Below are 25,813 nucleotides of genomic sequence, written 5' to 3' on the forward strand. Positions count from 1 at the left end.
GCCGCCATGATAACCAGTCGGGGGCCGCTTGTCCGGCCCGGTCGCTCGAAGGCCCCAGCCGAAAGCAGAATTTGAGTGGAGATGAGCATGAGTGCAGTTGATAGCGTCGGCCCACAGGCATTGCCGGCACTGCAGGAACAGGTCGAGCAGATCATCGCCGAAGCCAAGCGTCAGGGTGCCAGTGCCTGCGAAGTAGCGGTGTCGCTGGAGCAGGGCCTGTCGACGTCGGTGCGTCAACGTGAAGTCGAAACGGTCGAGTTCAACCGCGATCAGGGCTTTGGCATCACCTTGTATGTCGGCCAGCGCAAGGGCTCGGCCAGCACGTCCGCTACCGGGCCGGATGCGATTCGCGAGACCGTCGCTGCGGCGCTGGCGATTGCCAAGCACACCTCCGAAGACGAAGCTTCGGGGCTGGCCGATGCCGCGCTGATGGCCAGGGATATTCAGGATTTCGACCTGTTCCACCAATGGGACATCACCCCGGAACAAGCCATCGAGAAGGCGCTGCTCTGTGAAGCCGCTGCGTTCGACACCGATGCACGGATCAAGAATGCCGATGGCACCACCCTCAGCACTCATCAGGGTTGCCGCGTGTATGGCAACAGCCACGGTTTCATCGGTGGTTACGCCTCGACTCGACACAGCCTGAGCTGCGTGATGATCGCCGAGGCCGATGGCCAGATGCAGCGTGATTACTGGTACGACGTGAACCGCCAAGGCAGTTTGCTGGCTGACCCGGTGAGCATCGGTCAGCGCGCTGCACAGCGAGCGGCGAGCCGACTGGGCGCGCGCCCGGTACCGACTTGCGAAGTGCCGGTGCTGTTTTCCGCCGAGCTGGCGGGTGGGTTGTTTGGCAGTTTCCTGTCGGCGATTTCCGGCGGCAGCCTGTATCGCAAATCGTCCTTCCTTGAAGGGACGCTGGGGCAGAAGCTGTTTCCGGAGTGGCTGACCATCGACGAGCGCCCGCACCTGATGCGCGCCATGGGCAGTGCATCGTACGACGGTGACGGTCTGGCGACCTATGCCAAACCGTTCGTCGAAAAGGGCGAACTGGTGTCGTACATCCTCGGCACTTATTCCGGTCGAAAGCTCGGCATGCCAAGCACCGCCAACGCAGGCGGTGTGCACAACCTGTTCGTCACCCATGGCGATGAAGACCAGGCAGCACTGTTGCGACGTATGGGCCGTGGGTTGCTGGTCACCGAGCTGATGGGCCATGGCCTGAACATGGTCACCGGCGATTACTCGCGTGGTGCGGCAGGTTTCTGGGTTGAAAACGGTGAAATCCAGTTCGCGGTGCAGGAAGTGACCATCGCCGGCAACATGCGCGACATGTTCAAGCAGATCGTCGCGGTCGGTAACGATCTGGAGCTGCGCAGCAACATCCGCACCGGTTCGGTATTGATCGAGAAGATGACCGTCGCGGGCAGTTGAGTAAAAAAGCGCTTAACAGTGTTTGTTCACTGTTAAGCGCTGATTGAATATGCGTAGTTTTCAGTTTTGAAATCTGTCGTCTAAATAAGGAAGTTTAATTTTTGTTTTTTGTGGGGCTTAGAAACGTCACGTTTCGCTCCACTATACCTAATGTTTGAAGTGTGTCGTTGATGGCGTCGAGAACACCAATGTCGGCTGGTGACGCCTTGTTGTTCAGGGTGCGACGAAGAGAAAGATAAAATCCGATCTTGGCGTGAGCAATTTCGTCGCTGATTTCTTTTTTATCGATGATTTTCTGGGCTAGCGTATTTAACTCTGATTCAATAAATGCTGCCAATTCGAGTTGCTTCATGATTACCTCAAATAGTCTTATGGATGTGTGTTATCCAGCGACTTTGAAAATTCCTGGATAAACTGAGCCTTGCGAATCACAAGCGGCGCTTGGCGTTTTCGGCGCCTGAAACGCTGGTTACGCCTCTGGTAAAGGGTGTTCCGGGTTGTCGTTGAAGTAAGCAAGAATGTCCATCGAAGGGGTGAGAATCTTCATTTCTTTAAACGTGCCTTCAATCGTATTCAGCAAGCCAATGTCCGAAGGCTGTGGATTGCCGCGCATCACACGTTGTAGAGCAAGATGAAAGCCGAGTTGAACGTAGGAAACTTCGTCGGCCGCAGGCCCCTTGTCGATAATGCGCTGTGACAATCTGTTTATTTCATTTTCGATGTAAGTATGAATTGGCTTCCGAGGCATTTCCTATCCCTAAGTATTTTTGAATTAAAAGTCCGTTTCACGCGCGGAGTAGCTTAAGGGGTTCTGAGTGATGAGTTAGCGCAGGACTGTTTCAAGTCGTTGTGCAATGTTTCAAAAGTTTTAATCAGGCGATCTGATTGGCAGAGTTGTGATCTTCACTGCCCCCGGAATGTCTGAAATCAGGCGTGGCAACCGTTGGTTGGCGCGCCTTTTTTTTTGTTCACGCGACGGATCCATTGGCAGGAGGCTGTCGGGGGGGGGGCGCAGATTCTGCGCTGCTGAAAGGCCGGGCAATCCGCGATCTTGCGTTGCGTATCATTATCATCTAATAATAAATCTCATTATCGGATGAGCCCAGGATCATGAGTTCTGCCTTGCACGAGCAGCCGTACCTCGAAAGCTGGCGCTGGATGAGTCGCCAGATCCGTTGCGCCATGGATCCCGACGAACCGCGTCTGATCGAACACTACCTGGCCGAAGGCCGGTATCTGGCCTGCTGCACGGCGACCTCGCCCTGGACTGTCGCTGAAACTTCTTTCCGTCTGCTGCTCGACACGGCCACCGACATCGCGTTGCCGTGGCACTGGCGCAGCCTCTGTCTCGATCAAGCCTGGCGTCCATTGCGTGAAATGGAGCGCCTGTCCCTGTGCAAATGCCGGCTCAAACGCTGGCAAAGCTACACCTGGCAGCTCGCCACTTGCGAGTTGCAACCCTCGATTCCTCTCATTGAATTAGTCCAAGGATTTACCGATGACCAAGACACGTATTGAGCGCGACAGCATGGGCGAACTGCAGGTGCCGGTGGACGCTCTCTACGGCGCGCAAACCCAGCGCGCAGTGGACAATTTCCCGATCAGCGGCAAGCCGATGCCGACCCAGTTCATTCGCGCCCTGATTCTGGCCAAGGCCGCTGCAGCCCGGGCCAACGTCGAACTCAACCAGATCAGCGCTGCGCAAGGCAAAGCCATCAGCGACGCGGCCCAGGGTCTGCTTGAAGGCGACTTCATGCAGCATTTTCCGGTGGATATCTTCCAGACCGGTTCCGGCACCAGCTCCAACATGAACGCCAACGAAGTGATCGCCACGCTGGCCAGCCGCCTGCTCGACGAGCCGGTGAACGCCAACGATCACGTCAACTGCGGGCAAAGCAGCAACGACATCATCCCGACCACCATCCACGTCAGCGCCGCGCTGGCCCTGCATGAACAACTGCTGCCGGCGCTGCTGCACCTGGTGCAAGTGATCGAACGCAAGTCTGAACAAGTCCACCACCACGTCAAAACCGGTCGCACCCACCTGATGGACGCCATGCCGGTGCGCATGAGTCAGGTGCTCAATGGCTGGGCGCAGCAGCTCAAGGCCAACATCGGTCACCTGCAGGACTTGTTGCCAAGCCTGCAATCCCTGGCTCAGGGTGGCACGGCGGTCGGCACGGGGATCAATGCACATCCGGAATTCGCCGCGCGATTCAGCCGCCAGTTGAGTCAATTGACCAACGTGCAATTCACCCCCGGCAAGGATCTGTTCGCGCTGATCGGCTCGCAGGACACCGCCGTGGCCGTGTCGGGTCAGCTCAAGGCCACCGCCGTGTCGCTGATGAAAATCGCCAATGACCTGCGCTGGATGAACTCCGGCCCGCTCGCCGGCCTCGGAGAAATCGAGCTGGAAGGCCTACAGCCGGGCTCATCGATCATGCCAGGCAAGGTCAACCCGGTGATTCCGGAAGCCACCGCCATGGTTGCCGCGCAAGTGATCGGCAACGACTCGGTGATCACCATCGCCGGTCAGTCGGGCAATTTCGAACTGAACGTGATGCTGCCGATCATCGCCCAGAACCTGTTGAGCAGCATCGAGTTGCTGGCCAACTCCAGCCGTCTGCTGGGTGACAAGGCGATTGCCAGCTTCAAGGTCAACGAGTCGCGCCTCAAGGAAGCGCTGTCGCGCAACCCGATTCTGGTCACCGCACTCAACCCGATCATCGGTTACCAGAAGGCTGCCGAAATCGCCAAGCAGGCCTACAAACAGGGCCGTCCGGTGATTGACGTTGCGCTGGAACACACCGACCTGTCGCGCAGCCAACTGGAAGAGTTGCTCAATCCCGAGAAACTCACCGCCGGCGGCGTGTAAACACCGCAACCGCTTTGGAGACTCATCATGGAGCACTGGAAACGCACGATCGAACGGGCCAATCGCTGCTTCATGCTGGGCGAGCTGATCGACGCCCGCGAGGCCTATCTGCAAGCGCTGGCCCTGGCTCAAGTGCTGTTCGAGCGCTGGGCCGATGCCGACGAAGCGGTGGCGGCCTGCGTCATCTCCCATCACAACCTGGCCGACCTGCATCTGCGCCTGAACCAGCCGGAGGAGAGCGCCGAATATCTGTGCGCGATCCACCAGCGCCTGTTGCAGACCATGCAGAACGAGCGCCTGCGCCCGGCCCTGCGTGAGGCGGCGTTGCGCCAGAGCAGCAAGACCTATGTCGAACTGCTCAATTTCATCAGCGAACACGGCGAATACCCGCGCACCCAGCGTCTGCTGCACCCGGATACCGGCAATGCGCGTCGCGTGCCTGCCCAACATCACCATGGAGTCCACTGAAATGGCTTTTACCCTGCCAGCCTTGCCTTACGCCTACGATGCACTGGAACCGCACATCGATGCGCAGACCATGGAGATCCACTACACCAAGCATCACCAGACCTATATCAACAACCTGAACGCCGCGGTCGAGGGCACGGAGTACGCCGAATGGCCGGTGGAAAAACTGGTGGCCAGCGTCCAGCAACTGCCTGAAAAACTGCGCGCGGCGGTAATCAATCAGGGCGGCGGTCACGCCAACCATTCGCTGTTCTGGGAAGTGATGGTGCCAGGCGGTGGCGGCAAGCCGGACGGCGCGCTGGCCAGGGCGATCGATGAGCAACTGGGCGGCCTCGACAGCTTCAAGGATGCTTTCACCAAAGCCGCGCTGACCCGTTTCGGCAGCGGCTGGGCCTGGCTCAGCGTGACCCCGGACAAAAAACTGGTGGTGGAAAGCAGCGGCAACCAGGACAGCCCGCTGATGGGCGGCAATACGCCGATTCTCGGACTCGATGTGTGGGAACACGCCTACTACCTGCGTTATCAGAACCGCCGCCCGGAATACATCAGCGCGTTCTACAACGTGATCAATTGGCCTGAAGTCGCTGCGCGTTATCAGGCTGCACTGGTTTAAGTCTCCTATAAAAACAATCCAAGGCTGACTATGGGCACTGAAACACTGGCGATCGGAAGTGGGCGTATGTTTCGTTACGCATTCGGGTCGCTGCTGCTGTTGGCGGGTATGACCTTGCTGGTGGCTCACGGACTCGAATGGCTGGACCTGGAGCCGAAACTGTCCCGGGCATTGCAGGGCGGTGCAATCTGCGCGCTCGGCACGGCACTCGGGGCGGTTCCGGTGCTGGTGATCCGCAACATGCCTCAGGCATTGGGCGACACGCTGCTGGGGTTTGGTGCCGGCGTGATGCTGGCGGCGACCGCGTTTTCGCTGATCGTGCCGGGTATTGCCGCCGCCGAAAGCCTGGGGCTGAGCCCTTGGGGCGCCAGTGGCTTGATCTGTTTCGGCATCATGCTCGGTGCTTTCGGTCTGTATCTGGTGGACCGCAAGGTGTCCGGCGCTTCACCGGAAATGCTCATCGGCACCGTCGAGCACCCGGTGATTCCCCCGCGGATCTGGCTGTTCGTGTTTGCCATCATTGCCCATAACATCCCGGAAGGCATGGCCGTCGGCGTCTCCGCGGGCGGCGGCATGCCGGACGCTGACAGCCTGGCGATGGGCATCGCCTTGCAGGATGTGCCGGAAGGGTTGGTGATTGCGCTGGTGCTGGCCGGAGCAGGGATGTCGCGGGTCAAGGCGTTTCTGATCGGGGCGGCATCGGGGCTGGTCGAACCGGTGTTTGCACTGCTCTGTGCATGGCTGGTCAGCCTGGCGGAGTTGCTGTTGCCCCTCGGATTGGCGCTGGCGGCCGGGGCGATGTTGCTGGTGGTAACCCACGAAGTAATCCCGGAGTCGCGACGCAATGGTCACGACAAACTGGCGAGCCTGGGATTGTTGATCGGGTTCTGTCTGATGATGGTGATGGACACGGCGTTGGGATGAGAGGGGGGAGGGAAGCTTGCTCCCTCGCCACCAAAGGCTTTCAACCGCCTTCGTCGAAGTAGTTGTTGATCAGTGCCACCAAGGCATCCAGGGCTTCCTGTTCCTGATGCCCCTCGGTGCTCAGGAAGATTTTGGTGCCCTTGCCGGCAGCGAGCATCATCATCGCCATGATGCTTTTGCCATCTACCGTGGTTTCCGGGGTGCGACCCACTCTGATCGTGCAGTCGGGATACTGCCCCGCCACGCCAACGAACTTTGCCGACGCCCGGGCATGCAGGCCCAGCTTGTTGATGATTTCGATTTCCAGAGCAGGCATCGCGGTGTGAATCCTTTAGCTGAGGTCGCGGTGGCGAACCTGGACGTTCTTCAGGGTTTTCTGCAGGGCCTGACCCAGGCGTTCGGTCAGGTAGACGGAACGGTGATGTCCGCCGGTGCAGCCAATGGCAATGGTGACGTAGGCGCGATTGCTTGCAGCGAAGCGCGGCAGCCATTTGAACAGATACGCATAGATGTCCTGGAACATCTCTTCGACTTCCGGCTGTGCCGCCAGGTACTCGGCTACCGGCTCATCGAGCCCCGATTGCGCGCGTAGTTCCGGTTTCCAGTACGGGTTGGGCAGGCAGCGTACATCGAACACCAGATCCGCATCCACCGGCATGCCGCGTTTGAAACCGAACGACTCCACCAGAAACGCCGTGCCCGGCTCCGGCTGGTTCAGCAGCCGCAGCTTGATGGTGTCGCGCAACTGGTACAGGTTCAGATTGGTGGTGTTGACCTTCAGGTCGGCCAGATCGGCGATCGGGCCCAGCAGGGCCGTTTCATCGTTGATGGCTTCTGCCAGCGAACGATTGGCGCTGCTCAGCGGGTGGCGACGACGGGTTTCCGAAAAGCGCTTGAGCAGGGTTTCTTCATCGGCGTCCAGATACAGGACGTCGCACTGGATGTGCCGGCTGCGGACCTCTTCAAGCAACTCCGGAAAGCGCGAGAGATGACTGGGCAGATTGCGCGCATCGATCGATACCGCGACCAGTGGCTGAGACAGTTCCGTATGAATCAGTGCGCGCTCCGCCAGTTCCGGGAGCAGGCCGGCCGGCAAATTGTCGATGCAGTAGTAGCCGTTGTCCTCGAGGACATCCAGAGCGGTACTTTTGCCCGAGCCGGAGCGGCCACTGACGATGATCAAGCGCATGTTTAGTGCCCGTTTTGCTCGTCCAGGACAACCTGATACAAGGCTTCGTTGGTGGTGGCGCGACGCAATTTTTCGCGTACGTCCTTGCGGTCGAGCATGCTGGCGATCTGGCGCAGCAGTTCCAGGTGCGCATCGGTGGCGGCTTCCGGGACCAGCAGCACGAACAGCAGGTCGACCGGTGCACCATCGATGGCGTCGAAATCGATGGGCGCTTCAAGGTGCATCAAGGCGCTGATGGGGGATTCGCAACCCTTGAGGCGGCAATGGGGAATGGCGATGCCGTTGCCAAAACCGGTCGAGCCGAGTTTTTCACGGGCAATCAGTGCCTCGAAGACATCTTGCATCTCCAGATCCGGTACTTCCCGGGCGATCAGGTTGGCAATTTGTTCGAGGGCTTTCTTTTTGCTGCCGCCCGGCACGTTCACGAGGGAACGGCCGGGGGTCAGGATGCTTTCAAGTCGGATCATGGGGGTGGGGGTTATCGACCGGTAGCGCCCTGAAGCAGGCTCTGGGTCTTTTCCTTATGCTTTTTGAGTTGTTTATCAAGCTTGTCGGTCAGCGCGTCGATCGCTGCGTACATATCGGTATGTTCCGCGTTTGCGACGACCTCGTTACCGGGAATATGCAGCGTGGCTTCGATTTTCTGCTTCAGCTTCTCGACGCACATCGTGACTTGCACGTTGGTGATCTTGTCGAAATGCCCCTCAAGCCTCTTGAGCTTTTGCTCAACGTACTCACGGAGAGGTTGGGTAACTTCCAGTTGGTGTCCACTGATGTTGACTTGCATACAGCTTCTCCTTCGTTGCCAGTGCATAAAGCGGCAGGCCGAAGAGCCTGCCACTGGAACGCTGTAACGTGGCTTACATCAACCGCTTGCGTTCGCTCGAAGGCGCGATCCCGAGGGATTCGCGGTACTTGGCGACGGTGCGGCGAGCCACCTGAATGCCTTGTGCCTCCAGTAAACCAGCGATCTTGCTGTCACTCAACGGCTTTTTCTGATTTTCCGCGGCAACCAGTTTCTTGATGATCGCGCGGATCGCCGTGGACGAGCATTCGCCGCCTTCGGAGGTGCTGACGTGGCTGGAGAAAAAGTATTTCAGTTCATAAATGCCCCGGGGGGTATGCATGAATTTTTGCGTGGTCACCCGGGAAATCGTCGACTCGTGCATGCCCACCGCTTCGGCGATGTCATGCAGCACGAGAGGCTTCATGGCTTCGTCGCCGTATTCAAGAAAGCCGCGCTGATGCTCGACGATCTGGGTGGCCACTTTCATCAGGGTTTCGTTGCGGCTCTGCAGGCTCTTGATGAACCAGCGGGCTTCCTGCAACTGATTGCGCATGAAGGTGTTGTCGGCGCTGGTGTCGGCGCGGCGCACGAAACCGGCGTACTGGGCGTTGACCCGCAGGCGCGGCACCGATTCCTGGTTCAGTTCGACCAGCCAGCGCTCGTTGTCCTTGCGCACGATGACGTCAGGCACCACGTACTCGGCTTCGGTGGACTCGATCTGCGAACCGGGGCGCGGGTTGAGGCTCTGCACCAGTTCGATGACCTGGCGCAGTTCATCTTCCTTGAGCTTCATGCGGCGCATCAGCTGGCTGTAGTCGCGGCTGCCGAGCAGGTCGATGTAATCGGTGACCAGACGCTTGGCTTCCGCCAGCCAAGGAGTCTTGGCCGACAGCTGGCGCAATTGCAGCAGCAGGCATTCGCCCAGGTTGCGTGCGCCGATGCCGGCAGGTTCGAATTGCTGGATGCGGTGCAGGACGGCTTCGATCTCGTCCAGCTCGATGTCGAGCTCCGGATCGAAGGCGTCGAGAATTTCTTCGAGGGTTTCGTCGAGGTAGCCCTGATTGTTGATGCAGTCGATCAGGGTGACGGCGATCAGGCGATCGGTGTCGGACATCGGCGCCAGGTTCAGTTGCCACAGCAGGTGGCTTTGCAGGCTCTCGCCGGCGGAGGTACGGGTGGTGAAGTCCCACTCGTCGTCATCGCTGCTCGGCAGGCTGCTGGCACTGGTCTGGTAGACGTCTTCCCAGGCGGTGTCGACGGGGAGTTCGTTGGGGATTCGCTCGTTCCATTCGCCATCCTCTAGATTGTCGACCGTCGGTGCGGTCTCCTGATAGGAGGGTTCCTGGATCTCGGTGTTGGGCTTCTGTTCGGCGTTGTCGGCCATGGGATCGGAGTTGTCGAAGTCGTCGCCGTCTTCCTGGCGTTCGAGCATCGGATTGGATTCCAGAGCCTCCTGGATTTCCTGTTGCAGATCCAGGGTCGACAATTGGAGCAGGCGGATGGCCTGTTGCAGCTGCGGTGTCATCGTCAGCTGCTGGCCCATTCTCAAGACTAGCGATGGTTTCATGGCAGGGGCTTAACACCTTATTCGCCGGCGCTATGCGCCATCCACTACAGGGCGCCGAAGCGCCAAACTTAAGCAAATTATATGCCTGAAACTGTCGTGTTTGCCTAGAGCGCTGTAACAATAAAAGCGTATAAAAGTGCGCTTCAACGTTACAGCACCCGGACGGCTGGTCGAATGCTGTCGCGCTTACAGGCGGAACTCGTGACCCAGATACACTTCCTTCACCAGATCGTTGGCGAGGATGGTCGCGGAGTCGCCTTCGGCGATCAGTTGGCCGTCATTGACGATGTAGGCCGTTTCGCAGATATCCAGCGTCTCGCGGACGTTGTGGTCGGTGATCAGTACACCGATGCCCTTGGCCTTGAGGTGGTGAATGATCTGCTTGATGTCACCCACGGAGATCGGGTCGACACCGGCGAACGGTTCGTCGAGCAGAATGAACTTCGGTGCAGTGGCCAGTGCGCGGGCGATTTCCACCCGGCGACGCTCACCACCGGACAGGCTCATGCCGAGGTTGTCGCGGATGTGGCTGATGTGGAACTCCTGCAGCAGGCTTTCCAGCTCCTTGCGACGACCGGCCTTGTCGAGCTCCTGACGGGTCTCGAGGATGGCCATGATGTTGTCGGCCACCGAAAGTTTGCGAAAGATCGACGCTTCCTGTGGCAGATAGCCGATACCGGCCTTGGCGCGACCGTGCATCGGCTGGTGGCTGACATCCAGGTCGTCGATCAGCACGCGACCCTGATCGGCCTGCACCAGGCCGACGATCATGTAGAAGCAGGTGGTCTTGCCGGCGCCGTTGGGGCCGAGCAGGCCGACGATCTGACCGCTGTCGATCGACAGGCTGACATCGCGCACGACCTGGCGGCTTTTATAGGCCTTGGCCAGGTGCTGAGCTTTCAGAGTTGCCATTACTGGGATTTCTCGTCGGTTTTCTTCTTCGGCTGGATCACCATGTCAATGCGCGGACGCGCTTCGGTGACCTTGTTGCCGGTGGCACGACCCGCGCTGGCCAGCTTTTTCACCGTGTCATAGACGATTTTCTCGCCCTGAGTGGTGTTGTTGTCCTTGTCGACGACTTTCGCCTTGTCGATCAGCACAACGCGGTTTTGCGCGGCGTGGTACTGGATGGTCACGCCCCAGCCCTGTACAGGCTTGGTGTCGCCAGCCGTCTGCAACTGCTCGAAGTAGGCAAGGTTGCCCACCGAGGTCACGACGTCGATATCGCCGGTCGGGGTGCGGGTGATGGTCACGGTGTTGCCTTTGACGATCATCGAACCCTGAGTGATGATCACGTCACCTTTATAGGTGGCAACGCCATTCTTGTCGTCCAGCTGGGCATCGTCGGCCTGAATGCGGATTGGCTGCTCTTGATCGTTCGGCAGAGCCCAGGCGCTCACGCTTCCCAGTGCTGCGCCCAGACTGAGCAAAATAGGGAGGGTTTTAACGAGCCTCATACTGTCCTCTTACGTTCGATAGCAGGTGTATCCTGCTTTCCTTCAAATACGCTTTCATTCCCACGCCGGTCGATACACCGCCAGCGCCGTCGATTCTAACGGGTTGCTGGGTCTGCGCATATTGTTGCTGCGGGAACACTGTCATGCGAGTGGAGGTGATCAGGGTGTCGCGGTTCTTTTCATCGGTGCGCTTGACGCGAACCGAGTCGATCAGCTCGACCTCGGTGCCACCGGAATTCACTTCACCGCGCTCGCTGGTCACGTGCCACGGGAAGTCGGTGCCGCGATACATGTTCAGGTCGGGCTTGGTGACCAGTGTAATGTCGGTCGCCTTGACGTGCTCGGCCTTGTCGGAAGTCATTTCGTACTGCACCTTGCCGTCTTCCAGGTATTGCAAGGTGTGGGTGTTGGTCGCATACCAGTCGATCGGGCTCTCTTCTGCCGAGACAGGAGGCTTGTCGAGGAAGCGTTCCGGGCTGATGTTCCAGTAGCCGACCGCGCCGAAAATGGCCGCGATGCAACCGAACAGCAGTATGTTGCGAAACTTTTTGCTAAACATGGTTTGACTCACAAATACGCGTTATTGGCGGCATCGAGGCTGCCCTGGGCGCGCAGGATCAGTTCGCAGAATTCGCGGGCGGCACCCTCGCCACCACGGGCCTGAGTGACGCCATGGGCGTGCTCGCGCACAAAAGCGGCAGCGTTGGCCACCGCCATCCCCAGCCCCACCCGGCGAATCACCGGCAGGTCGGGCAGATCGTCGCCGAGATAGGCGACCTGTTCATAGCTTAGGCCCAGTTGATCGAGAAGGCCGTCGAGGACGACGAGTTTGTCTTCACGACCCTGAAACAGGTGCGGAATGCCCAGGTTTTTCGCCCGGCGTTCGACCACCGGGGTCTTGCGACCACTGATGATGGCCGTTTGCACGCCGGCGTTCATCAACATCTTGATGCCCTGGCCGTCGAGCGTATTGAAGGTCTTGAACTCGCTGCCGTCTTCAAGGAAGTACAGGCGCCCGTCGGTGAGGACGCCGTCGACGTCGAAAACCGCCAGTTTGATGGCTTTGCCGCGTTGCAGCAGATCGGTGCTCATTTACATCACTCCTGCGCGCAGCAGGTCGGAGAGGTTGAAGGCGCCGATCGGGCGATCGTCCTCATCCACGACGACAAGCGCGTTGATTCGATGGTCTTCCATGATTTTCAGGGCCTCGGCGGCGAGCATTTCGGCGCGGGCGGTCTTGCCGTGCACGGTCATCACCTGGTCGATGGTGGCGCTGCGTATATCAATGCTTCGATCCAGCGTACGGCGCAAGTCGCCGTCGGTGAAGATCCCGGCAAGCTTGCCGTCGGCTTCAAGAATCACGGTCATGCCCAGACCCTTGCGGGTCATTTCCATCAGTGCGTCCTTGAGCAGCGTGCCGCGTTGTACCTGCGGCAGCTCCTGGCCGGCGTGCATGACGTTTTCCACTTTCAGCAGCAGGCGTCGGCCCAGTGCGCCACCCGGGTGGGAAAAGGCGAAATCTTCGGCGGTGAAGCCGCGGGCTTCCAGCAGCGCCACGGCCAGGGCATCGCCCATGACCAGTGCGGCGGTGGTCGAGGAGGTCGGTGCCAGGTTCAGCGGGCAGGCTTCGTGCTCGACGTGAACGTTGAGATTGACCTCGGCCGCTTTTGCCAGAGGCGATTGCGGGTTGCCGGTCACGCTGATCAGCTGGATGCCCAGGCGCTTGATCAGCGGCAGCAGGGTGACGATTTCGTTGGTGGAGCCGGAGTTCGACAGGGCCAGGATCACGTCGTCACGGGTGATCATGCCCATGTCGCCATGGCTGGCTTCGGCCGGGTGCACGAAAAATGCCGGGGTGCCGGTGCTGGCCAGGGTCGCGGCAATCTTGTTGCCGATGTGCCCGGACTTGCCCATGCCGACCACGACGACACGGCCCTTGCTGGCCAGAATCATCTCGCAAGCGCGTACGAAATCGGCGTCGATATGGGGCAACAAGCCTTGTACGGCTTCCACTTCGAGGCGGATGGTGCGTTGTGCCGATTGAATCAGGTCGCTGGTTTGGCTCATGTCAGAAATCGTATAGCCCGATGAAAAGGCGGCGATTATAGCGGTTATGTTGAAAAGCCTCACGCAAGTTCGTCGTGCTTTGTCATTCCTCGTTACCAAAACCCTCTAACAGAAGCATCGGGCCTGTCATATCGCTGAACGTGGCCGGGGAGAGGCCTTGGGCGCTAGGCCTTTGCAGTGATATAGTTCGCCGCCAGTTCGGCCTGCCCGGGATGTAGGGGCTTTCTTCAGAAAGCCAGGCGTCCGAGTGAGAGGCTGCATCGCAAGGAGTTTAGATGAGTGCCGATAACGCCTACGCGGTCGAGCTGAAGGGAGTCTCCTTCAAGCGCGGTGCGCGGAGCATTTTCAATAACGTCGATATCCGCATCCCGCGCGGCAAGGTCACCGGCATCATGGGGCCTTCCGGGTGTGGCAAGACCACGCTGTTGCGCTTGATGGGCGCCCAGTTGCGGCCTTCGCAGGGTGAGGTCTGGGTCAACGGCCAGAACCTGCCGAAGCTGTCGCGCAGCGATCTGTTCGATGCACGCAAGCACATGGGTGTGCTGTTTCAGAGCGGCGCGCTGTTCACCGATCTCGACGTGTTCGAGAACGTCGCCTTTCCCCTGCGCGTTCACACCGAATTGCCGGACGAGATGATCCGCGACATCGTTCTGCTCAAATTGCAGGCAGTCGGCCTGCGCGGCGCCATCGAATTGATGCCCGACGAGCTGTCCGGCGGCATGAAACGTCGTGTGGCGCTGGCCCGGGCGATTGCGCTGGATCCGCAGATTCTCATGTACGACGAACCGTTCGTCGGCCAGGACCCGATCGCCATGGGCGTTCTGGTGCGCCTGATCCGTCTGCTCAACGACGCGCTGGGGATCACCAGCATCGTGGTTTCCCACGATCTGGCGGAAACCGCGAGCATCGCCGACTACATCTATGTCGTAGGTGATGGCCAGGTGCTGGGGCAGGGTACGCCGGACGAGTTGATGAACTCGGACGAGCCGCGTATCCGTCAGTTCATGACCGGCAACCCCGATGGCCCGGTTCCGTATCACTTTCCAGCGACGGATTACCGCGCAGATCTTCTGGGGAAGCGCTGATGCGCAGAATTTCATTAATAGAACGCGTGCGTCGATTCGGCGAGTCAGCCATCGACGCTGTCGCGGTATTCGGTCGGGCGACCCTGTTCCTGTTCCATGCCCTGCTGGGCCGGGGCGGCATCAGCGGTGGTTTCGGCCTGCTGGTCAAGCAATTGCATTCAGTCGGCGTCATGTCGCTGGTGATCATCGTGGTGTCCGGGATCTTCATCGGCATGGTGCTGGCGCTGCAAGGCTTCAGTATTCTGTCGAGCTATGGTTCGGAGCAGGCGGTGGGGCAGATGGTTGCATTGACCCTGCTGCGTGAACTGGGTCCGGTGGTGACGGCGCTGCTGTTCGCCGGTCGTGCCGGTTCGGCGCTGACGGCGGAAATCGGCAACATGAAGTCCACCGAGCAGTTGTCCAGCCTGGAAATGATCGGTGTGGACCCGCTCAAGTACATCATTGCCCCGCGTCTGTGGGCCGGTTTCATTTCCCTGCCGGTGCTGGCGATGATCTTCAGCGTGGTCGGCATCTGGGGCGGTTCCTGGGTCGCGGTCGACTGGCTGGGCGTCTATGAAGGCTCCTACTGGGCGAACATGCAGAACAGCGTGAACTTCTCCAGCGATGTGCTCAATGGCGTGATCAAAAGTATCGTTTTCGCCTTTGTCGTGACCTGGATCGCCGTATTCCAAGGCTATGACTGTGAGCCCACTTCCGAGGGGATCAGTCGTGCCACCACCAAGACCGTAGTGTTTGCCTCGCTGGCAGTGCTCGGCCTGGACTTTATTCTGACCGCTTTGATGTTTGGAGATTTCTGATGCAAAACCGCACCCTGGAAATCGGTGTCGGCCTGTTCCTGCTGGCAGGGATCCTGGCCTTGTTGCTGCTGGCCCTGCGGGTCAGTGGCCTGTCTCCGACGTCCACCACCGACAGCTATAAACTTTACGCGTACTTCGACAATATCGCCGGTTTGACGGTCAGAGCCAAAGTGACCATGGCCGGTGTGACCATCGGCAAGGTCACGGCGATCGATCTGGACCGCGACAGTTTCACCGGTCGGGTAACGTTGCTGGTGGACAAGAAGGTCGACAACCTGCCGACTGACTCCACAGCGTCTATCCTCACCGCTGGCCTGTTGGGCGAGAAGTACATCGGTATCAGCGTGGGCGGAGAAGAAACCCGCCTCAAGGATGGTGGAACCATCCACGACACGCAGTCGTCACTGGTACTGGAAGACCTGATCGGTAAATTCCTGCTCAATACCGTTAGCAAAGACGCCAAATGAGGAGCTTTTGAATGATCTCTACCTTGCGACGTGGCCTGTTGGTGTTGCTGGCGGCACTGCCGCTGGTGGCTAACGCCGTGGCGGCGCCTTCGGCGCACGACCTGGTTCAGGACACCACCAAACGGATGTTGGCCGATCTGGCCGCCAATAAAGAGAAGTACAAGCAGGACCCGAATGACTTCTACGCGGCGCTGAACAGCATCGTCGGACCGGTCGTGGATGCCGAGGGCATTTCCAAGAGCATCATGACGGTCAAGTATTCGCGCAAGGCAACACCGGCGCAGATGAAGACTTTCGAGGAAAACTTCAAGAAAGGCCTGTTCCAGTTCTATGGCAACGCCTTGCTCGAATACAACAACCAGGGCATCACCGTTGATCCGGCCAAGGACGAGTCGGGCGATCGCACCAGCGTCGGCATGACCGTCAAGGGCAGCAACGGCGCGATCTACCCGGTGTCGTACACGCTCGAGAAGATCAATGGCGAGTGGAAACTGCGCAACGTGATCATCAACGGCATCAACATCGGCAAGCTGTTCCGCGATCAGTTCGCCGATGCAATGCAGCGCAACGGCAACGACCTGGACAAGACCATCAACGGTTGGGCCGGGGAAGTGGCCAAGGCCAAGCAGTCGGCTGAACAGAACGGAAAGCCTGCCCAATGACCGAGTCGGCCATTCGTCTGGACGCCGCCAGTGAGCTGCAACTCACTGGCGTGCTGGATTACCGCACCGGTCCCGGCCTTCGGGAGCAGGGCCGGGCGCTGATCAAATCGTGCAATGCCCCGGCATTGGTGATCGATTGCTCGGCGGTGGAAAAGTCCAGCAGCGTCGGCCTGTCGTTGCTGCTGTGCTTCATTCGTGATGCGAAAGCCGCCGGCAAGGCCGTCAGCATCCGCGGGATGCCCGAAGACATGCGTGAAATTGCTCAGGTCAGCGAGCTGACCGAGCTGTTGGCGCAACCCTGAACCCGCATCTGTAAAGAAGCCCCCCGTCAGAGTCCTGCGCAGCGGGGTTCGCAGGCGCGGGGCTTTTTTGTATGATGTCCGACCCGTGCGCACAGGGCGCCGATTGAGGTTGAGCATGCAGGCCGTAGAAGTGAAGAGCTTCCTTGAAGCAAATCTGCCCGGAACCCGGGTGGAAGTTGAAGGCGAAGGCTGCAACTTTCAGCTGAACGTGATTAGCGATGAACTGGCGGCGTTGAGCCCGGTCAAGCGTCAGCAAAGCATCTATGCCCATTTGAACCCATGGATCGCCGATGGCAGCATCCACGCGGTCACTATGAAATTTTTCAGCAGCGCGGCCTGGGCCGAGCGCACCTGAGCCCTAGGGCGTCGAGATTGTTATGGATAAATTGATTATTACCGGTGGCGCTCGTCTTGATGGCGAGATCCGCATTTCCGGGGCGAAGAACTCCGCCCTGCCGATCCTGGCTGCCACCTTGCTGTGCGATGGCCCGGTCACCGTCGGCAACCTGCCGCACCTGCACGACATCACCACCATGATCGAGCTGTTCGGTCGCATGGGCATCGAGCCTGTGATCGACGAGAAGCTCAGCGTCGAAATCGACCCGCGCACCATCAAGACCCTGATCGCCCCGTACGAACTGGTGAAAACCATGCGTGCGTCGATCCTGGTGCTGGGCCCGATGGTTGCCCGTTTCGGTGAAGCCGAAGTGGCTCTGCCTGGCGGTTGCGCGATTGGTTCGCGTCCGGTCGATCTGCACATCCGTGGCCTGGAAGCCATGGGTGCGATCATCGACGTCGAAGGCGGCTACATCAAGGCCAAGGCCCCTGAAGGCGGCCTGCGCGGTGCACACTTCTTCTTCGATACCGTCAGTGTGACCGGTACCGAGAACATCATGATGGCCGCTGCTCTGGCCAAGGGCCGCAGCGTGCTGCAGAACGCCGCCCGCGAGCCTGAAGTGGTCGACCTGGCGAACTTCCTGAACGCCATGGGCGCCAAGGTTTCCGGCGCTGGCACCGACACCATCACCATCGATGGCGTCGAGCGTCTGGGTTCTGCCTTCTACAAGGTCATGCCTGACCGTATCGAAACCGGTACCTACCTGGTGGCCGCCGCGGTTACCGGTGGCCGCGTGAAGGTCAAGGACACCGATCCGACCATTCTCGAAGCCGTTCTGGAAAAACTTCGCGAAGCCGGTGCAGAAGTCACCACCGGTGAAGACTGGATCGAGCTGAACATGCACGGCAAGCGCCCGAAAGCGGTCAACGTGCGCACTGCGCCGTACCCGGCGTTCCCGACCGACATGCAGGCGCAGTTCATCTCGCTCAACGCCATTGCCGAAGGCACTGGTGCCGTGATCGAGACGATCTTCGAAAACCGTTTCATGCACGTGTACGAGCTGCACCGCATGGGCGCCAAGATCCAGGTCGAAGGCAACACGGCGATCGTGACCGGCACTGAAATCCTCAAGGGCGCGCCAGTGATGGCAACCGACCTGCGAGCGTCGGCCAGCCTGGTGATCTCGGCCCTGATGGCCGAAGGCGATACCCTGATCGACCGCATCTACCACATCGACCGTGGTTACGAGTGCATCGAGGAAAAACTGCAGATGCTGGGCGCCAAGATCCGTCGCGTTCCGGGCTAGTCGCTGCATCTGGACACAGGGAAGTGTCCGTTGAATTCGTTTTGATCGGGGGTGGTAACGCCCTCGATGTATGTCCGGCGCCGATTGCGACCGGACATGAGTACCTTGATAAGGACTGACGTTTCCCATGTTGACCATCGCACTGTCCAAGGGCCGCATCCTTGACGACACCCTGCCGCTTCTCGCCGAAGCGGGCATCGTGCCGACCGAGAATCCGGACAAGAGCCGCAAGCTGATCATTCCCACGACTCAGGAAGACGTACGCCTGTTGATCGTGCGCGCCACCGACGTGCCGACCTATGTCGAGCATGGCGCGGCCGACCTCGGCGTTGCCGGTAAAGACGTGCTGATGGAATACACCGGGCAAGGCCTGTACGAGCCGCTGGACCTGCAGATCGCCCAGTGCAAGCTGATGACCGCCGGCAAGATCGGTGCTGTCGAGCCCAAGGGCCGTCTGCGCGTTGCGACCAAGTTCGTCAACGTTGCCAAGCGTTACTACGCCGAGCAGGGCCGTCAGGTCGACATCATCAAGCTGTATGGCTCGATGGAGCTGGCACCGCTGATCGGTCTGGCCGACAAGATCATCGACGTGGTCGACACCGGCAACACTCTGCGTGCCAACGGTCTGGAACCCCAGGAACTGATCGCCACGATCAGCTCGCGTCTGGTGGTCAATAAAGCTTCGATGAAAATGCAACACGCCCGAATCCAGGCGTTGATCGACACCCTGCGCAAGGCAGTGGAGTCTCGACACCGCGGCTGATGTACCTGCGCGACCTTGAGTCGCGCCCGTCTATCCGCCTCATAGCCAGAATCTCAGGTGCCCAAGCGGAAACGACTGCTAAGTTAGGGCGCCTGAGTTTTTGCCATTCCTATGAGGCTCTCGCTATGACCGCACCGACTGCAATTCGCCGACTCAACGCTGCTGACCCGGATTTCGCGCATCATCTGGATCATCTGCTGAGCTGGGAAAGTGTGTCTGACGACTCGGTCAATCAGCGGGTGCTGGACATCATCAAGGCTGTGCGCGAGCGCGGTGACGCGGCGCTGGTCGAGTTCACCCAGAAGTTTGACGGCCTCGAAGTCGCCTCGATGGCGGACCTGATCCTGCCGCGCGAGCGCCTGGAACTGGCCCTGACGCGCATCACCGCACCGCAACGCGAAGCGTTGGAGAAAGCCGCCGCCCGCGTTCGCAGCTATCACGAAAAACAGAAGCAGGATTCCTGGAGCTACACCGAAGCCGACGGCACGGTGCTGGGCCAGAAAGTCACGCCACTGGATCGCGCTGGTCTGTACGTGCCGGGCGGCAAGGCGTCGTATCCGTCGTCGGTATTGATGAACGCGATTCCGGCCAAGGTTGCCGGCGTGACCGAAGTGGTCATGGTGGTGCCGACCCCGCGTGGCGAGGTCAACGAGCTAGTGCTGGCGGCAGCGTGCATCGCCGGCGTCGACCGGGTGTTCACCATCGGCGGCGCACAAGCCGTTGCGGCGCTGGCCTACGGTACTGAAAGCGTGCCGCAGGTGGACAAGGTCGTCGGCCCGGGCAACATCTATGTGGCCACCGCCAAGCGTCACGTATTCGGTCAGGTCGGCATCGACATGATCGCCGGCCCGTCGGAAATCCTTGTGGTGTGCGACGGCCAGACCGATCCGGACTGGATCGCCATGGACCTGTTTTCCCAGGCCGAGCACGACGAAGACGCCCAGGCGATTCTGGTCAGCCCGGACGCCGAGTTCCTCGACAAGGTGGCGGCCAGCATCGACAAACTGCTGCCGACCATGGATCGCGCCACCATCATCGAAACTTCGATCAATGGTCGCGGTGCACTGATCCACGTGCGCGACATGGCCCAGGCCATTGAAGTCGCCAACCGCATCGCCCCGGAACACCTTGAACTGTCGGTCGCCGACCCGCAGGCCTGGCTGCCGCAGATTCGCCACGCTGGCGCGATCTTCATGGGCCGCCACACCTCCGAAGCGCTGGGCGACTACTGCGCAGGTCCGAACCACGTGTTGCCGACCTCCGGTACCGCACGTTTCTCTTCGCCGCTGGGTGTGTACGACTTCCAGAAACGCTCGTCGATCATCTTTTGCTCCGAGGCCGGTGCTTCGGAACTGGGCAAGACTGCATCGATCCTGGCCCGTGGCGAATCGCTGAGCGCCCACGCTCGCAGCGCCGAGTACCGCATCAAAGACGAAGTGAAGGGGAACTGAACATGAGTAAATTCTGGAGCCCGTTCGTCAAGGATCTGGTGCCATATGTGCCGGGCGAGCAGCCGAAGCTGACCCGCCTGGTCAAACTCAACACCAACGAAAACCCGTACGGCCCGTCGCCAAAAGCCCTGGCGGCGATGCAGACCGAACTCAACGACAACCTGCGCCTGTACCCGGATCCGAACAGCGACCTGCTGAAAAACGCCGTCGCCAAATACTACGGCGTGCAGAGCAATCAGGTGTTCCTCGGCAACGGTTCGGACGAAGTGCTGGCGCACATCTTCCACGGTTTGCTGCAACACGATCAGCCGCTGCTGTTCCCGGACATCAGCTACAGCTTCTATCCGGTCTACTGCGGCCTTTACGGCATCATGTTCGATGCAGTGGCGCTGGACGCGCAGTTCCGGATCAACCCGGCCGACTACGCCAAACCGAACGGCGGGATCATCTTCCCCAACCCGAACGCGCCGACCGGTTGCCTGCTGGCACTGGAAGCGGTCGAGCAGATCCTCAAGGCCAGCCCGGATTCAGTGGTGGTGGTCGATGAGGCCTACATCGACTTCGGCGGCGAAACCGCGATCAGTCTGGTGGACCGTTATCCGAACCTGCTGGTGACTCAGACCTTGTCCAAGTCCCGTTCGCTGGCAGGCCTGCGGGTCGGTCTGGCGGTCGGGCATCCGGACCTGATCGAGGCGCTGGAGCGGATCAAGAACAGCTTCAACTCCTACCCGATCGATCGCATGGCGAATGTCGGCGCGGCGGCAGCGTTCGAGGATCGCGAATACTTCGACAAGACCTGTGCACTGGTCATCGAAAGTCGCGAATGGGTGGTTGCCCAGTTGCAGGCCAAAGGCTTTGAAGTGCTGCCGTCAGCGGCAAACTTCATCTTCGCCCGGCATCCGCAACACGATGCGGCGGGGCTGGCGGCCAAACTGCGAGAGCAGGGTGTGATCGTGCGCCACTTCAAGCAGGAACGGATTGCCCAGTTCCTGCGGATCTCGATCGGCACGCCGGAGCAGAATCAGGCGTTGATCGACGGTCTCGGCGAGCTCTGAAACGACGCTGATCCCTGTGGGTTCCGTCCCGCAGGGATCAGCGTTGATTCATTCGTGATGCGGTTCACCCAGGAACGTCAACGAACTGAACAACCCCCGACTGCTCACCTCTGCACAGCCCTTCACCGGCACTTCCACCTGCGCCGCAATCACATTCAATCCCTCATTACGCACCAGTACCTGTGCGCGACCGTCCTTGTCGGTTTCGGAGCTCAAGGTATTCGGTGCGCTGCGGTAGTCACCGATCAACTTCACGCCCGCTGCCGGTTTGCCATCCAGCAACACCCGCACCGGCAATGATTTCCCCGGCCCTACGGTCAGTGGATCGACCTCCGGCAAAATCAGCAATTTGATCTGGTCCAGTTTGGGCAGCTTCGCTCCCGACTGATAAATCGCCAGGCTGTACTTGAGGGTCTCGGTCGACTCGATGGCTCCCGGGACTTTGCTGCGCCCCTCGTTGATCCATTTCTTGTCGGCGGTTTGCGACCACATGCCGTTGTTCAGCGCCACGGCCAACACCGCTGGCGGTTTCAACGGTTGCAGGCGGGCGTGATCTGCAAGGCGCTGCACACTGACGGGAATCATCTTGCCGCCCGCGTCAAAGGCCCACGCCCCGCTGACTTTCTGCGGTTTGAACGCATTGTCTTCGGCACCGTGGCCGTAGATGACTTCGATATTGCCGCGCCGTTGTTCGGTCCATAAACCATGGGCCGAAGCGTGAGTGGCGAACAGCGCGGCGATGAGCAGCAGGGATTTGCCGTATTGCATGGTGACGTCCTTTTACAGGTTAAGTGTCAGGCTGATCGTGAAATTGCGCGGCTCGCCGGGGTTGACCCAGTAATTGCTGTACGAGCGCTCGTAGTACTTTTCGTCGAACAGGTTGTTCAGGTTCAGGCCGACGGTGATGTTGTCGCTGGCCTTGTAATGGGCCAGCAGGTCGATGGTGTGATAGGCCGGCAGTTCGAAATCGCTGCCGGACTCACCCGAGCGGTCACCGACGTAGGTGAACGCCGCGCCGAAATCCGAGCCGCGCAAGCGGCCGTCCTGAAACTCGTAAACTCCCAACAGACTGCCGCTGCGTTTGGCCACCCCGAGGATGCGGCTACCAGCAGGAATCGCGGCATCACCCTTGGTGACTTCGGCGTCAATCCAGGCGAAGGCGCCGATCACCTTGACGGCGTCGGTCACTTGCCCGGTGACTTGCAGATCGAAACCCCGACTGCGGGCCTTGCCCATGGCGCGGCTGGTGTCGGTGTCCGGGTCGAGGGCGAGGACGTTTTCCTTGTCGATATGGAAGAAGGCGAGGGTGCTGCTTAAACGTTCGTCGAACAGCTCGTTCTTGATGCCGATTTCGTAACCCACGCCTTCTTCCGGATCGAAGGGTTTGCCAGCCGCATCGAGGCCGTTGTTCGGTTTGAATGAGGTCGAGGCGTTGGCGAACAGGCCGGTGTCCGGGGTCAGTTGATAGAGCAGGCCTGCACGTTGAGTGAGCGCGTCGTGGGTCTGGCGGCTGGTGGTGTTGCGGCTGTGGTCATCGATGTTTTGCTCAAAGTGCTCGAATCGCACACCGAGCATCCCGCGCAGTTTTTCGTTGAAGACGATTTGATCCTGCAGGTTCAGCGCATGGCTTTCGACGTGTTCGAAGAAGTCTGTGCCGGAGCGTGCACCGTCGGGCTTGGGCTGGCCGTACACAGGGTTATAGATATCGATGGCGTAGGGGCCGCCGGCGATGGTGGTGACGCGTTCGTTCTTGCGGAAGTTCTCGTATTCGCTGCCGATCAGGAGTTCGTGTTGCCAACTGCCGAGGTCGAACAGGCCGCGCAGTTCCAGTTGGGTGATGCTGTCGTGCCAGTTGGTATCGCGTTCGCGATAGCGGCGGTTGACGGTGTGGCCATCGGCGTTCAGCGGGCGGTTTTCGGAGGCGAACCCCCAGAGTTTGCCTTCCTTGTAATGGCTGGCCAGGCGCAGTTTCCAGGCATCGTTGAGGTGGCGTTCAAGCGTGGTTTGCAGCTTGTTGTTGTGGTTGTCGATGTTGCCGTCGTTGGGCTCGCCGAGGAACGTTGAGCGCGAAACACCGCTCCATTTATTGTTTGGCGCAACGATGCCGCGATCGAAGGTCGAGCTATGGCGCACGAACTCGCTCTCCACCAGCAGACTGGTGTCCGGGCTCAGTTGCCAGCTGAAGGAGGGGGCGACGAAGACGCGTTTGCTGTCGACGTGGTCGCGAAAACTGTTGTTGTCCTCGACCGCGAGGTTGATTCGCGACAGAACGTTACCCTGCTCATCGAGTGGTGTGTTGACGTCCAGTGCCGTGCGGTAGCGATCCCGACTGCCGGCGCTGGTTTGCAGGGTGGTGAAGGCCTCGGGCTGCGGTTTTTTGGTGACGATGTTCACCGTGCCACCCGGATCGCCTCGGCCGTACAGGCTGGCGGCCGGTCCCTTGAGCACTTCGATGCGCTCGATGTTGGCGGTGTCCGGTGTGCTCGGGTAACCACGGTTGGCGCTGAAACCGTCCTGGTAAAACTCGGAGGTGGTGAAACCGCGCACGCTGTATTCGTAAAGCGTCAGGCCACCGAAGTTGTTTTGCTTCGACACGCCACCGGCGAAATCCAGCGCACGTTCGACGCTGGTGCTGCCCAGATCCTTGAGCACGTTGGCGGGCACCACACTGATGGCCTGCGGGATATCGCGGATCGCGGTATCGGTTTTGGTGGCGCTGGACGAGCGGGTGGCGCGATAGCCCTTGACCGGCCCGGTAGGGGATTCGTAGTCAGAAGTGACGCTGATGGCGTCGAGTTCGAGCGTTTGCGGTTCATCGGCAAACGCGGGATCGCCCAGCAGCCCAAGGGTCAGGCCGAGGAGGGAGGCCTTTTTTCGAGACGACATGTTATGTTGTTCCAATGCATTAATTGAAACAATATAACATGCCTGTTGAGAATGTCTGTTATTCGCGCCATTGGCGCGAACAAAGTCTTACTCTTCTTTTTCCTGCACCGGCGCGGGTGGCGGACGCAGACCAATTTCAGCGGTCAGCTTCAACTCCTTGCCATTGCGCATCACCTGAATCGTGACCTTGTCGGTCGGTTTGATCCGCGCCACCTGGTTCATCGACTTGCGGCCATCGCCCGCAGGCTCGCCATCAATGCTCAGAATCACGTCACCCAGTTGCAGGCCGGCCTTCTGCGCCGGGCCGTCGCGGAAAATCCCCGCCACCACAATCCCTGGACGCCCCGACAGACCGAACGACTCCGCCAGTTCCTGAGTCAGCGGCTGTACTTCGATCCCCAGCCAGCCACGAATCACCTGACCGTGCTCGATGATCGACTTCATCACTTCCATCGCCAGCTTCACCGGGATCGCAAAACCGATGCCTTGCGAGCCGCCGGACTTGGAGAAAATCGCGGTGTTGATGCCGGTGAGGTTGCCGTTGGCATCCACCAGTGCGCCGCCGGAGTTGCCCGGGTTGATCGCCGCGTCGGTCTGGATGAAGTCTTCGTAGTTGTTCAGGCCGAGCTGGTTACGGCCGGTGGCACTGATGATGCCCATGGTCACGGTCTGGCCGACGCCGAACGGGTTGCCGATGGCGAGGGCGACGTCGCCGATGCGGATGTTGTCGGAACGGCCAACGGTGATCGACGGCAGGGTTTTCAGGTCGATCTTCAAGACGGCGAGGTCGGTTTCCGGGTCGCTGCCGATCACGCGGGCCAGGGTTTCACGACCGTCCTTGAGCGCCACGACAATCTGGTCGGCGCCGGTGGTGACGTGGTTGTTGGTCAGGATGTAGCCTTCCGGGCTCATGATCACGCCGGAACCGAGGCTCGACTCCATGCGTTTCTGCTTCGGCGAGTTGTCCCCGAAGAAACGACGGAACTGCGGGTCTTCGAACAGCGGATGGCTCGGCTTGTTGATGACTTTGGTGGTGTAGAGGTTGACCACCGACGGCGCGGCGATGACCACGGCGTCGGCATAGGACACCGGCCCCTGCTGCGTGCTGGTGGTCTGCGGGGCTTGGTGCAGGTTGACGTCGAGGCTCGGAAGCCCGACCCACTGCGGGTAACGCTGAATAATCAACAGAGCGATAAGCACGCCGGCCAACAGCGGCCAGCCGAAAAAACGCAGCGCCTTGAGCATTAAGCACGTCCTGGAAAAGTTGCAGGCGGGGTCAGACCGCCCATAATGTCGCGCATTATACGAGGCCGCGCGTGCC

The 25,813-nt window shown here is 59.9% G+C and carries 31 protein-coding genes; 16 read left to right on the top strand and 15 right to left on the bottom strand.

All coding sequences use genetic code 11. The features are described from left to right. Window positions 1-87 precede the first annotated feature (87 nt). The gene (pmbA, locus tag AC3WRD_RS05755) at window positions 88-1,434 is read left to right on the top strand and encodes a metalloprotease PmbA (RefSeq protein WP_102619437.1); all 1,347 of its coding nucleotides are present in this window, start codon (window positions 88-90) and stop codon (window positions 1,432-1,434) included. 94 nt (window positions 1,435-1,528) lie between these two features. Here pmbA and AC3WRD_RS05760 read toward each other — a convergent pair whose 3' ends face one another. Next, entirely contained in the window at window positions 1,529-1,786 is a 258-nt protein-coding gene (locus tag AC3WRD_RS05760; protein WP_102619438.1) for a hypothetical protein, read from the bottom strand. A 117-nt stretch (window positions 1,787-1,903) separates the two neighbouring features. Then, window positions 1,904-2,182 (bottom strand): hypothetical protein, encoded by a 279-nt coding sequence (locus AC3WRD_RS05765; RefSeq protein ID WP_102619439.1) that lies wholly within the window; start codon window positions 2,180-2,182, stop codon window positions 1,904-1,906. 362 nt (window positions 2,183-2,544) lie between these two features. Here AC3WRD_RS05765 and AC3WRD_RS05770 point away from each other — a divergent pair, with 362 nt between their 5' ends. From AC3WRD_RS05770 to AC3WRD_RS05790, 5 genes are read left to right on the top strand one after another with little or no spacing between them, the layout of a single operon-like run. Beyond that, window positions 2,545-2,952, top strand: coding sequence for a FagA protein (locus AC3WRD_RS05770; protein WP_085608076.1), 408 nt, complete (start codon window positions 2,545-2,547; stop codon window positions 2,950-2,952). Continuing rightward, complete coding sequence (locus AC3WRD_RS05775; protein WP_096818950.1) at window positions 2,933-4,309, top strand: class II fumarate hydratase; 1,377 nt, start codon at window positions 2,933-2,935, stop codon at window positions 4,307-4,309. The genes AC3WRD_RS05770 and AC3WRD_RS05775 overlap by 20 nt, the downstream gene beginning before the upstream one ends. 27 nt (window positions 4,310-4,336) lie before the next feature. Continuing rightward, window positions 4,337-4,777, top strand: a complete 441-nt coding sequence (locus AC3WRD_RS05780) for a DUF2753 family protein (RefSeq protein ID WP_096818952.1) — start codon at window positions 4,337-4,339, stop codon at window positions 4,775-4,777. 1 nt (window position 4,778) lies between these two features. Beyond that, complete coding sequence (locus tag AC3WRD_RS05785; RefSeq protein ID WP_096818954.1) at window positions 4,779-5,390, top strand: superoxide dismutase; 612 nt, start codon at window positions 4,779-4,781, stop codon at window positions 5,388-5,390. A gap of 30 nt (window positions 5,391-5,420) precedes the next feature. Further along, window positions 5,421-6,314, top strand: coding sequence for a ZIP family metal transporter (locus tag AC3WRD_RS05790; RefSeq protein ID WP_102619440.1), 894 nt, complete (start codon window positions 5,421-5,423; stop codon window positions 6,312-6,314). Between the two features lie 40 nt (window positions 6,315-6,354). Here the strand turns inward: AC3WRD_RS05790 and AC3WRD_RS05795 are convergent, their stop codons facing one another. The 10 genes from AC3WRD_RS05795 to AC3WRD_RS05840 all read right to left on the bottom strand — a co-directional run bounded on the left by AC3WRD_RS05795 (window position 6,355) and on the right by AC3WRD_RS05840 (window position 13,381). Continuing rightward, window positions 6,355-6,630 carry an HPr family phosphocarrier protein gene (locus AC3WRD_RS05795; RefSeq protein WP_096818959.1) on the bottom strand — a complete coding sequence of 92 codons (276 nt, stop codon included), beginning with the start codon at window positions 6,628-6,630 and terminating at the stop codon, window positions 6,355-6,357. A gap of 15 nt (window positions 6,631-6,645) precedes the next feature. Next, window positions 6,646-7,503, bottom strand: coding sequence for an RNase adapter RapZ (gene rapZ / locus AC3WRD_RS05800; protein ID WP_096818961.1), 858 nt, complete (start codon window positions 7,501-7,503; stop codon window positions 6,646-6,648). A gap of 2 nt (window positions 7,504-7,505) precedes the next feature. Beyond that, window positions 7,506-7,970 carry a PTS IIA-like nitrogen regulatory protein PtsN gene (gene ptsN, locus AC3WRD_RS05805; protein ID WP_096818963.1) on the bottom strand — a complete coding sequence of 155 codons (465 nt, stop codon included), beginning with the start codon at window positions 7,968-7,970 and terminating at the stop codon, window positions 7,506-7,508. A gap of 11 nt (window positions 7,971-7,981) precedes the next feature. Then, window positions 7,982-8,290 carry a ribosome hibernation-promoting factor, HPF/YfiA family gene (gene hpf / locus AC3WRD_RS05810; protein ID WP_007953578.1) on the bottom strand — a complete coding sequence of 103 codons (309 nt, stop codon included), beginning with the start codon at window positions 8,288-8,290 and terminating at the stop codon, window positions 7,982-7,984. Between the two features lie 73 nt (window positions 8,291-8,363). Further along, the gene (locus AC3WRD_RS05815; protein ID WP_011332472.1) at window positions 8,364-9,857 is read right to left on the bottom strand and encodes an RNA polymerase factor sigma-54; all 1,494 of its coding nucleotides are present in this window, start codon (window positions 9,855-9,857) and stop codon (window positions 8,364-8,366) included. A 186-nt stretch (window positions 9,858-10,043) separates the two neighbouring features. Further along, the gene (gene lptB / locus AC3WRD_RS05820; protein WP_007953572.1) at window positions 10,044-10,769 is read right to left on the bottom strand and encodes an LPS export ABC transporter ATP-binding protein; all 726 of its coding nucleotides are present in this window, start codon (window positions 10,767-10,769) and stop codon (window positions 10,044-10,046) included. After that, on the bottom strand, window positions 10,769-11,314 hold the full coding sequence (gene lptA / locus AC3WRD_RS05825; RefSeq protein WP_096818965.1) for a lipopolysaccharide transport periplasmic protein LptA: 546 nt from the start codon (window positions 11,312-11,314) through the stop codon (window positions 10,769-10,771). Before lptA ends, lptB begins: the two co-directional genes overlap by 1 nt. Then, a complete protein-coding gene (gene lptC, locus AC3WRD_RS05830) occupies window positions 11,301-11,873 on the bottom strand; it encodes an LPS export ABC transporter periplasmic protein LptC (RefSeq protein WP_085711782.1) in 573 nt (190 codons plus the stop codon). The genes lptA and lptC overlap by 14 nt, the downstream gene beginning before the upstream one ends. Before the next feature lie 8 nt (window positions 11,874-11,881). Then, the gene (locus tag AC3WRD_RS05835; protein WP_102619441.1) at window positions 11,882-12,406 is read right to left on the bottom strand and encodes a KdsC family phosphatase; all 525 of its coding nucleotides are present in this window, start codon (window positions 12,404-12,406) and stop codon (window positions 11,882-11,884) included. Beyond that, window positions 12,407-13,381 carry a KpsF/GutQ family sugar-phosphate isomerase gene (locus AC3WRD_RS05840; protein ID WP_085729618.1) on the bottom strand — a complete coding sequence of 325 codons (975 nt, stop codon included), beginning with the start codon at window positions 13,379-13,381 and terminating at the stop codon, window positions 12,407-12,409. 275 nt (window positions 13,382-13,656) lie between these two features. Between AC3WRD_RS05840 and AC3WRD_RS05845 the strand changes: the two genes are divergently transcribed. From AC3WRD_RS05845 to hisC, 10 genes are all read left to right on the top strand, one after another. Next, the gene (locus AC3WRD_RS05845; RefSeq protein WP_096818967.1) at window positions 13,657-14,466 is read left to right on the top strand and encodes an ATP-binding cassette domain-containing protein; all 810 of its coding nucleotides are present in this window, start codon (window positions 13,657-13,659) and stop codon (window positions 14,464-14,466) included. Continuing rightward, complete coding sequence (gene mlaE, locus AC3WRD_RS05850) at window positions 14,466-15,263, top strand: lipid asymmetry maintenance ABC transporter permease subunit MlaE (RefSeq protein WP_096818969.1); 798 nt, start codon at window positions 14,466-14,468, stop codon at window positions 15,261-15,263. The genes AC3WRD_RS05845 and mlaE overlap by 1 nt, the downstream gene beginning before the upstream one ends. After that, window positions 15,263-15,730 carry an outer membrane lipid asymmetry maintenance protein MlaD gene (gene mlaD, locus AC3WRD_RS05855; protein WP_096818971.1) on the top strand — a complete coding sequence of 156 codons (468 nt, stop codon included), beginning with the start codon at window positions 15,263-15,265 and terminating at the stop codon, window positions 15,728-15,730. Before mlaE ends, mlaD begins: the two co-directional genes overlap by 1 nt. 11 nt (window positions 15,731-15,741) lie before the next feature. Then, window positions 15,742-16,392 (top strand): MlaC/ttg2D family ABC transporter substrate-binding protein, encoded by a 651-nt coding sequence (locus AC3WRD_RS05860; protein ID WP_096818974.1) that lies wholly within the window; start codon window positions 15,742-15,744, stop codon window positions 16,390-16,392. Beyond that, window positions 16,389-16,694, top strand: coding sequence for an STAS domain-containing protein (locus AC3WRD_RS05865; RefSeq protein ID WP_096818976.1), 306 nt, complete (start codon window positions 16,389-16,391; stop codon window positions 16,692-16,694). The genes AC3WRD_RS05860 and AC3WRD_RS05865 overlap by 4 nt, the downstream gene beginning before the upstream one ends. 115 nt (window positions 16,695-16,809) lie before the next feature. Then, complete coding sequence (locus AC3WRD_RS05870; protein ID WP_096818978.1) at window positions 16,810-17,049, top strand: BolA family protein; 240 nt, start codon at window positions 16,810-16,812, stop codon at window positions 17,047-17,049. 22 nt (window positions 17,050-17,071) lie between these two features. Beyond that, window positions 17,072-18,337: a UDP-N-acetylglucosamine 1-carboxyvinyltransferase gene (gene murA / locus AC3WRD_RS05875; RefSeq protein WP_085729622.1), complete on the top strand. Its 1,266-nt coding sequence runs from the start codon at window positions 17,072-17,074 to the stop codon at window positions 18,335-18,337. 127 nt (window positions 18,338-18,464) lie between these two features. Beyond that, window positions 18,465-19,100: an ATP phosphoribosyltransferase gene (hisG, locus tag AC3WRD_RS05880; RefSeq protein WP_096818980.1), complete on the top strand. Its 636-nt coding sequence runs from the start codon at window positions 18,465-18,467 to the stop codon at window positions 19,098-19,100. 125 nt (window positions 19,101-19,225) lie between these two features. Further along, window positions 19,226-20,551, top strand: a complete 1,326-nt coding sequence (gene hisD / locus AC3WRD_RS05885; protein ID WP_096818982.1) for a histidinol dehydrogenase — start codon at window positions 19,226-19,228, stop codon at window positions 20,549-20,551. Window positions 20,552-20,553: 2 nt separating this feature from the next. Further along, window positions 20,554-21,606: a histidinol-phosphate transaminase gene (hisC, locus tag AC3WRD_RS05890; protein WP_102619442.1), complete on the top strand. Its 1,053-nt coding sequence runs from the start codon at window positions 20,554-20,556 to the stop codon at window positions 21,604-21,606. Window positions 21,607-21,654: 48 nt separating this feature from the next. Here hisC and AC3WRD_RS05895 read toward each other — a convergent pair whose 3' ends face one another. The 3 genes from AC3WRD_RS05895 to algW all read right to left on the bottom strand — a co-directional run bounded on the left by AC3WRD_RS05895 (window position 21,655) and on the right by algW (window position 25,737). Next, window positions 21,655-22,374 (bottom strand): DUF4198 domain-containing protein, encoded by a 720-nt coding sequence (locus tag AC3WRD_RS05895; RefSeq protein WP_102619443.1) that lies wholly within the window; start codon window positions 22,372-22,374, stop codon window positions 21,655-21,657. Window positions 22,375-22,386: 12 nt separating this feature from the next. Then, window positions 22,387-24,492 carry a TonB-dependent siderophore receptor gene (locus AC3WRD_RS05900; protein WP_102619444.1) on the bottom strand — a complete coding sequence of 702 codons (2,106 nt, stop codon included), beginning with the start codon at window positions 24,490-24,492 and terminating at the stop codon, window positions 22,387-22,389. Between the two features lie 87 nt (window positions 24,493-24,579). Continuing rightward, window positions 24,580-25,737, bottom strand: coding sequence for a Do family serine endopeptidase AlgW (algW, locus tag AC3WRD_RS05905; RefSeq protein ID WP_096818989.1), 1,158 nt, complete (start codon window positions 25,735-25,737; stop codon window positions 24,580-24,582). Window positions 25,738-25,813 lie beyond the last annotated feature (76 nt).

It is taken from the genome of Pseudomonas sp. FW215-R2 (assembly GCF_058789255.1).

Bases quoted from the DNA above. Each gene is read 5' to 3' on its own strand.
- pmbA (WP_102619437.1), top strand. From the start codon at position 88: ATGAGTGCAGTTGATAGCGTCGGCCCACAGGCATTGCCGGCACTGCAG.
- AC3WRD_RS05760 (WP_102619438.1), bottom strand. From the start codon at position 1,786: ATGAAGCAACTCGAATTGGCAGCATTTATTGAATCAGAGTTAAATACG.
- AC3WRD_RS05765 (WP_102619439.1), bottom strand. From the start codon at position 2,182: ATGCCTCGGAAGCCAATTCATACTTACATCGAAAATGAAATAAACAGA.
- AC3WRD_RS05770 (WP_085608076.1), top strand. From the start codon at position 2,545: ATGAGTTCTGCCTTGCACGAGCAGCCGTACCTCGAAAGCTGGCGCTGG.
- AC3WRD_RS05775 (WP_096818950.1), top strand. From the start codon at position 2,933: ATGACCAAGACACGTATTGAGCGCGACAGCATGGGCGAACTGCAGGTG.
- AC3WRD_RS05780 (WP_096818952.1), top strand. From the start codon at position 4,337: ATGGAGCACTGGAAACGCACGATCGAACGGGCCAATCGCTGCTTCATG.
- AC3WRD_RS05785 (WP_096818954.1), top strand. From the start codon at position 4,779: ATGGCTTTTACCCTGCCAGCCTTGCCTTACGCCTACGATGCACTGGAA.
- AC3WRD_RS05790 (WP_102619440.1), top strand. From the start codon at position 5,421: ATGGGCACTGAAACACTGGCGATCGGAAGTGGGCGTATGTTTCGTTAC.
- AC3WRD_RS05795 (WP_096818959.1), bottom strand. From the start codon at position 6,630: ATGCCTGCTCTGGAAATCGAAATCATCAACAAGCTGGGCCTGCATGCC.
- rapZ (WP_096818961.1), bottom strand. From the start codon at position 7,503: ATGCGCTTGATCATCGTCAGTGGCCGCTCCGGCTCGGGCAAAAGTACC.
- ptsN (WP_096818963.1), bottom strand. From the start codon at position 7,970: ATGATCCGACTTGAAAGCATCCTGACCCCCGGCCGTTCCCTCGTGAAC.
- hpf (WP_007953578.1), bottom strand. From the start codon at position 8,290: ATGCAAGTCAACATCAGTGGACACCAACTGGAAGTTACCCAACCTCTC.
- AC3WRD_RS05815 (WP_011332472.1), bottom strand. From the start codon at position 9,857: ATGAAACCATCGCTAGTCTTGAGAATGGGCCAGCAGCTGACGATGACA.
- lptB (WP_007953572.1), bottom strand. From the start codon at position 10,769: ATGGCAACTCTGAAAGCTCAGCACCTGGCCAAGGCCTATAAAAGCCGC.
- lptA (WP_096818965.1), bottom strand. From the start codon at position 11,314: ATGAGGCTCGTTAAAACCCTCCCTATTTTGCTCAGTCTGGGCGCAGCA.
- lptC (WP_085711782.1), bottom strand. From the start codon at position 11,873: ATGTTTAGCAAAAAGTTTCGCAACATACTGCTGTTCGGTTGCATCGCG.
- AC3WRD_RS05835 (WP_102619441.1), bottom strand. From the start codon at position 12,406: ATGAGCACCGATCTGCTGCAACGCGGCAAAGCCATCAAACTGGCGGTT.
- AC3WRD_RS05840 (WP_085729618.1), bottom strand. From the start codon at position 13,381: ATGAGCCAAACCAGCGACCTGATTCAATCGGCACAACGCACCATCCGC.
- AC3WRD_RS05845 (WP_096818967.1), top strand. From the start codon at position 13,657: ATGAGTGCCGATAACGCCTACGCGGTCGAGCTGAAGGGAGTCTCCTTC.
- mlaE (WP_096818969.1), top strand. From the start codon at position 14,466: ATGCGCAGAATTTCATTAATAGAACGCGTGCGTCGATTCGGCGAGTCA.
- mlaD (WP_096818971.1), top strand. From the start codon at position 15,263: ATGCAAAACCGCACCCTGGAAATCGGTGTCGGCCTGTTCCTGCTGGCA.
- AC3WRD_RS05860 (WP_096818974.1), top strand. From the start codon at position 15,742: ATGATCTCTACCTTGCGACGTGGCCTGTTGGTGTTGCTGGCGGCACTG.
- AC3WRD_RS05865 (WP_096818976.1), top strand. From the start codon at position 16,389: ATGACCGAGTCGGCCATTCGTCTGGACGCCGCCAGTGAGCTGCAACTC.
- AC3WRD_RS05870 (WP_096818978.1), top strand. From the start codon at position 16,810: ATGCAGGCCGTAGAAGTGAAGAGCTTCCTTGAAGCAAATCTGCCCGGA.
- murA (WP_085729622.1), top strand. From the start codon at position 17,072: ATGGATAAATTGATTATTACCGGTGGCGCTCGTCTTGATGGCGAGATC.
- hisG (WP_096818980.1), top strand. From the start codon at position 18,465: ATGTTGACCATCGCACTGTCCAAGGGCCGCATCCTTGACGACACCCTG.
- hisD (WP_096818982.1), top strand. From the start codon at position 19,226: ATGACCGCACCGACTGCAATTCGCCGACTCAACGCTGCTGACCCGGAT.
- hisC (WP_102619442.1), top strand. From the start codon at position 20,554: ATGAGTAAATTCTGGAGCCCGTTCGTCAAGGATCTGGTGCCATATGTG.
- AC3WRD_RS05895 (WP_102619443.1), bottom strand. From the start codon at position 22,374: ATGCAATACGGCAAATCCCTGCTGCTCATCGCCGCGCTGTTCGCCACT.
- AC3WRD_RS05900 (WP_102619444.1), bottom strand. From the start codon at position 24,492: ATGTCGTCTCGAAAAAAGGCCTCCCTCCTCGGCCTGACCCTTGGGCTG.
- algW (WP_096818989.1), bottom strand. From the start codon at position 25,737: ATGCTCAAGGCGCTGCGTTTTTTCGGCTGGCCGCTGTTGGCCGGCGTG.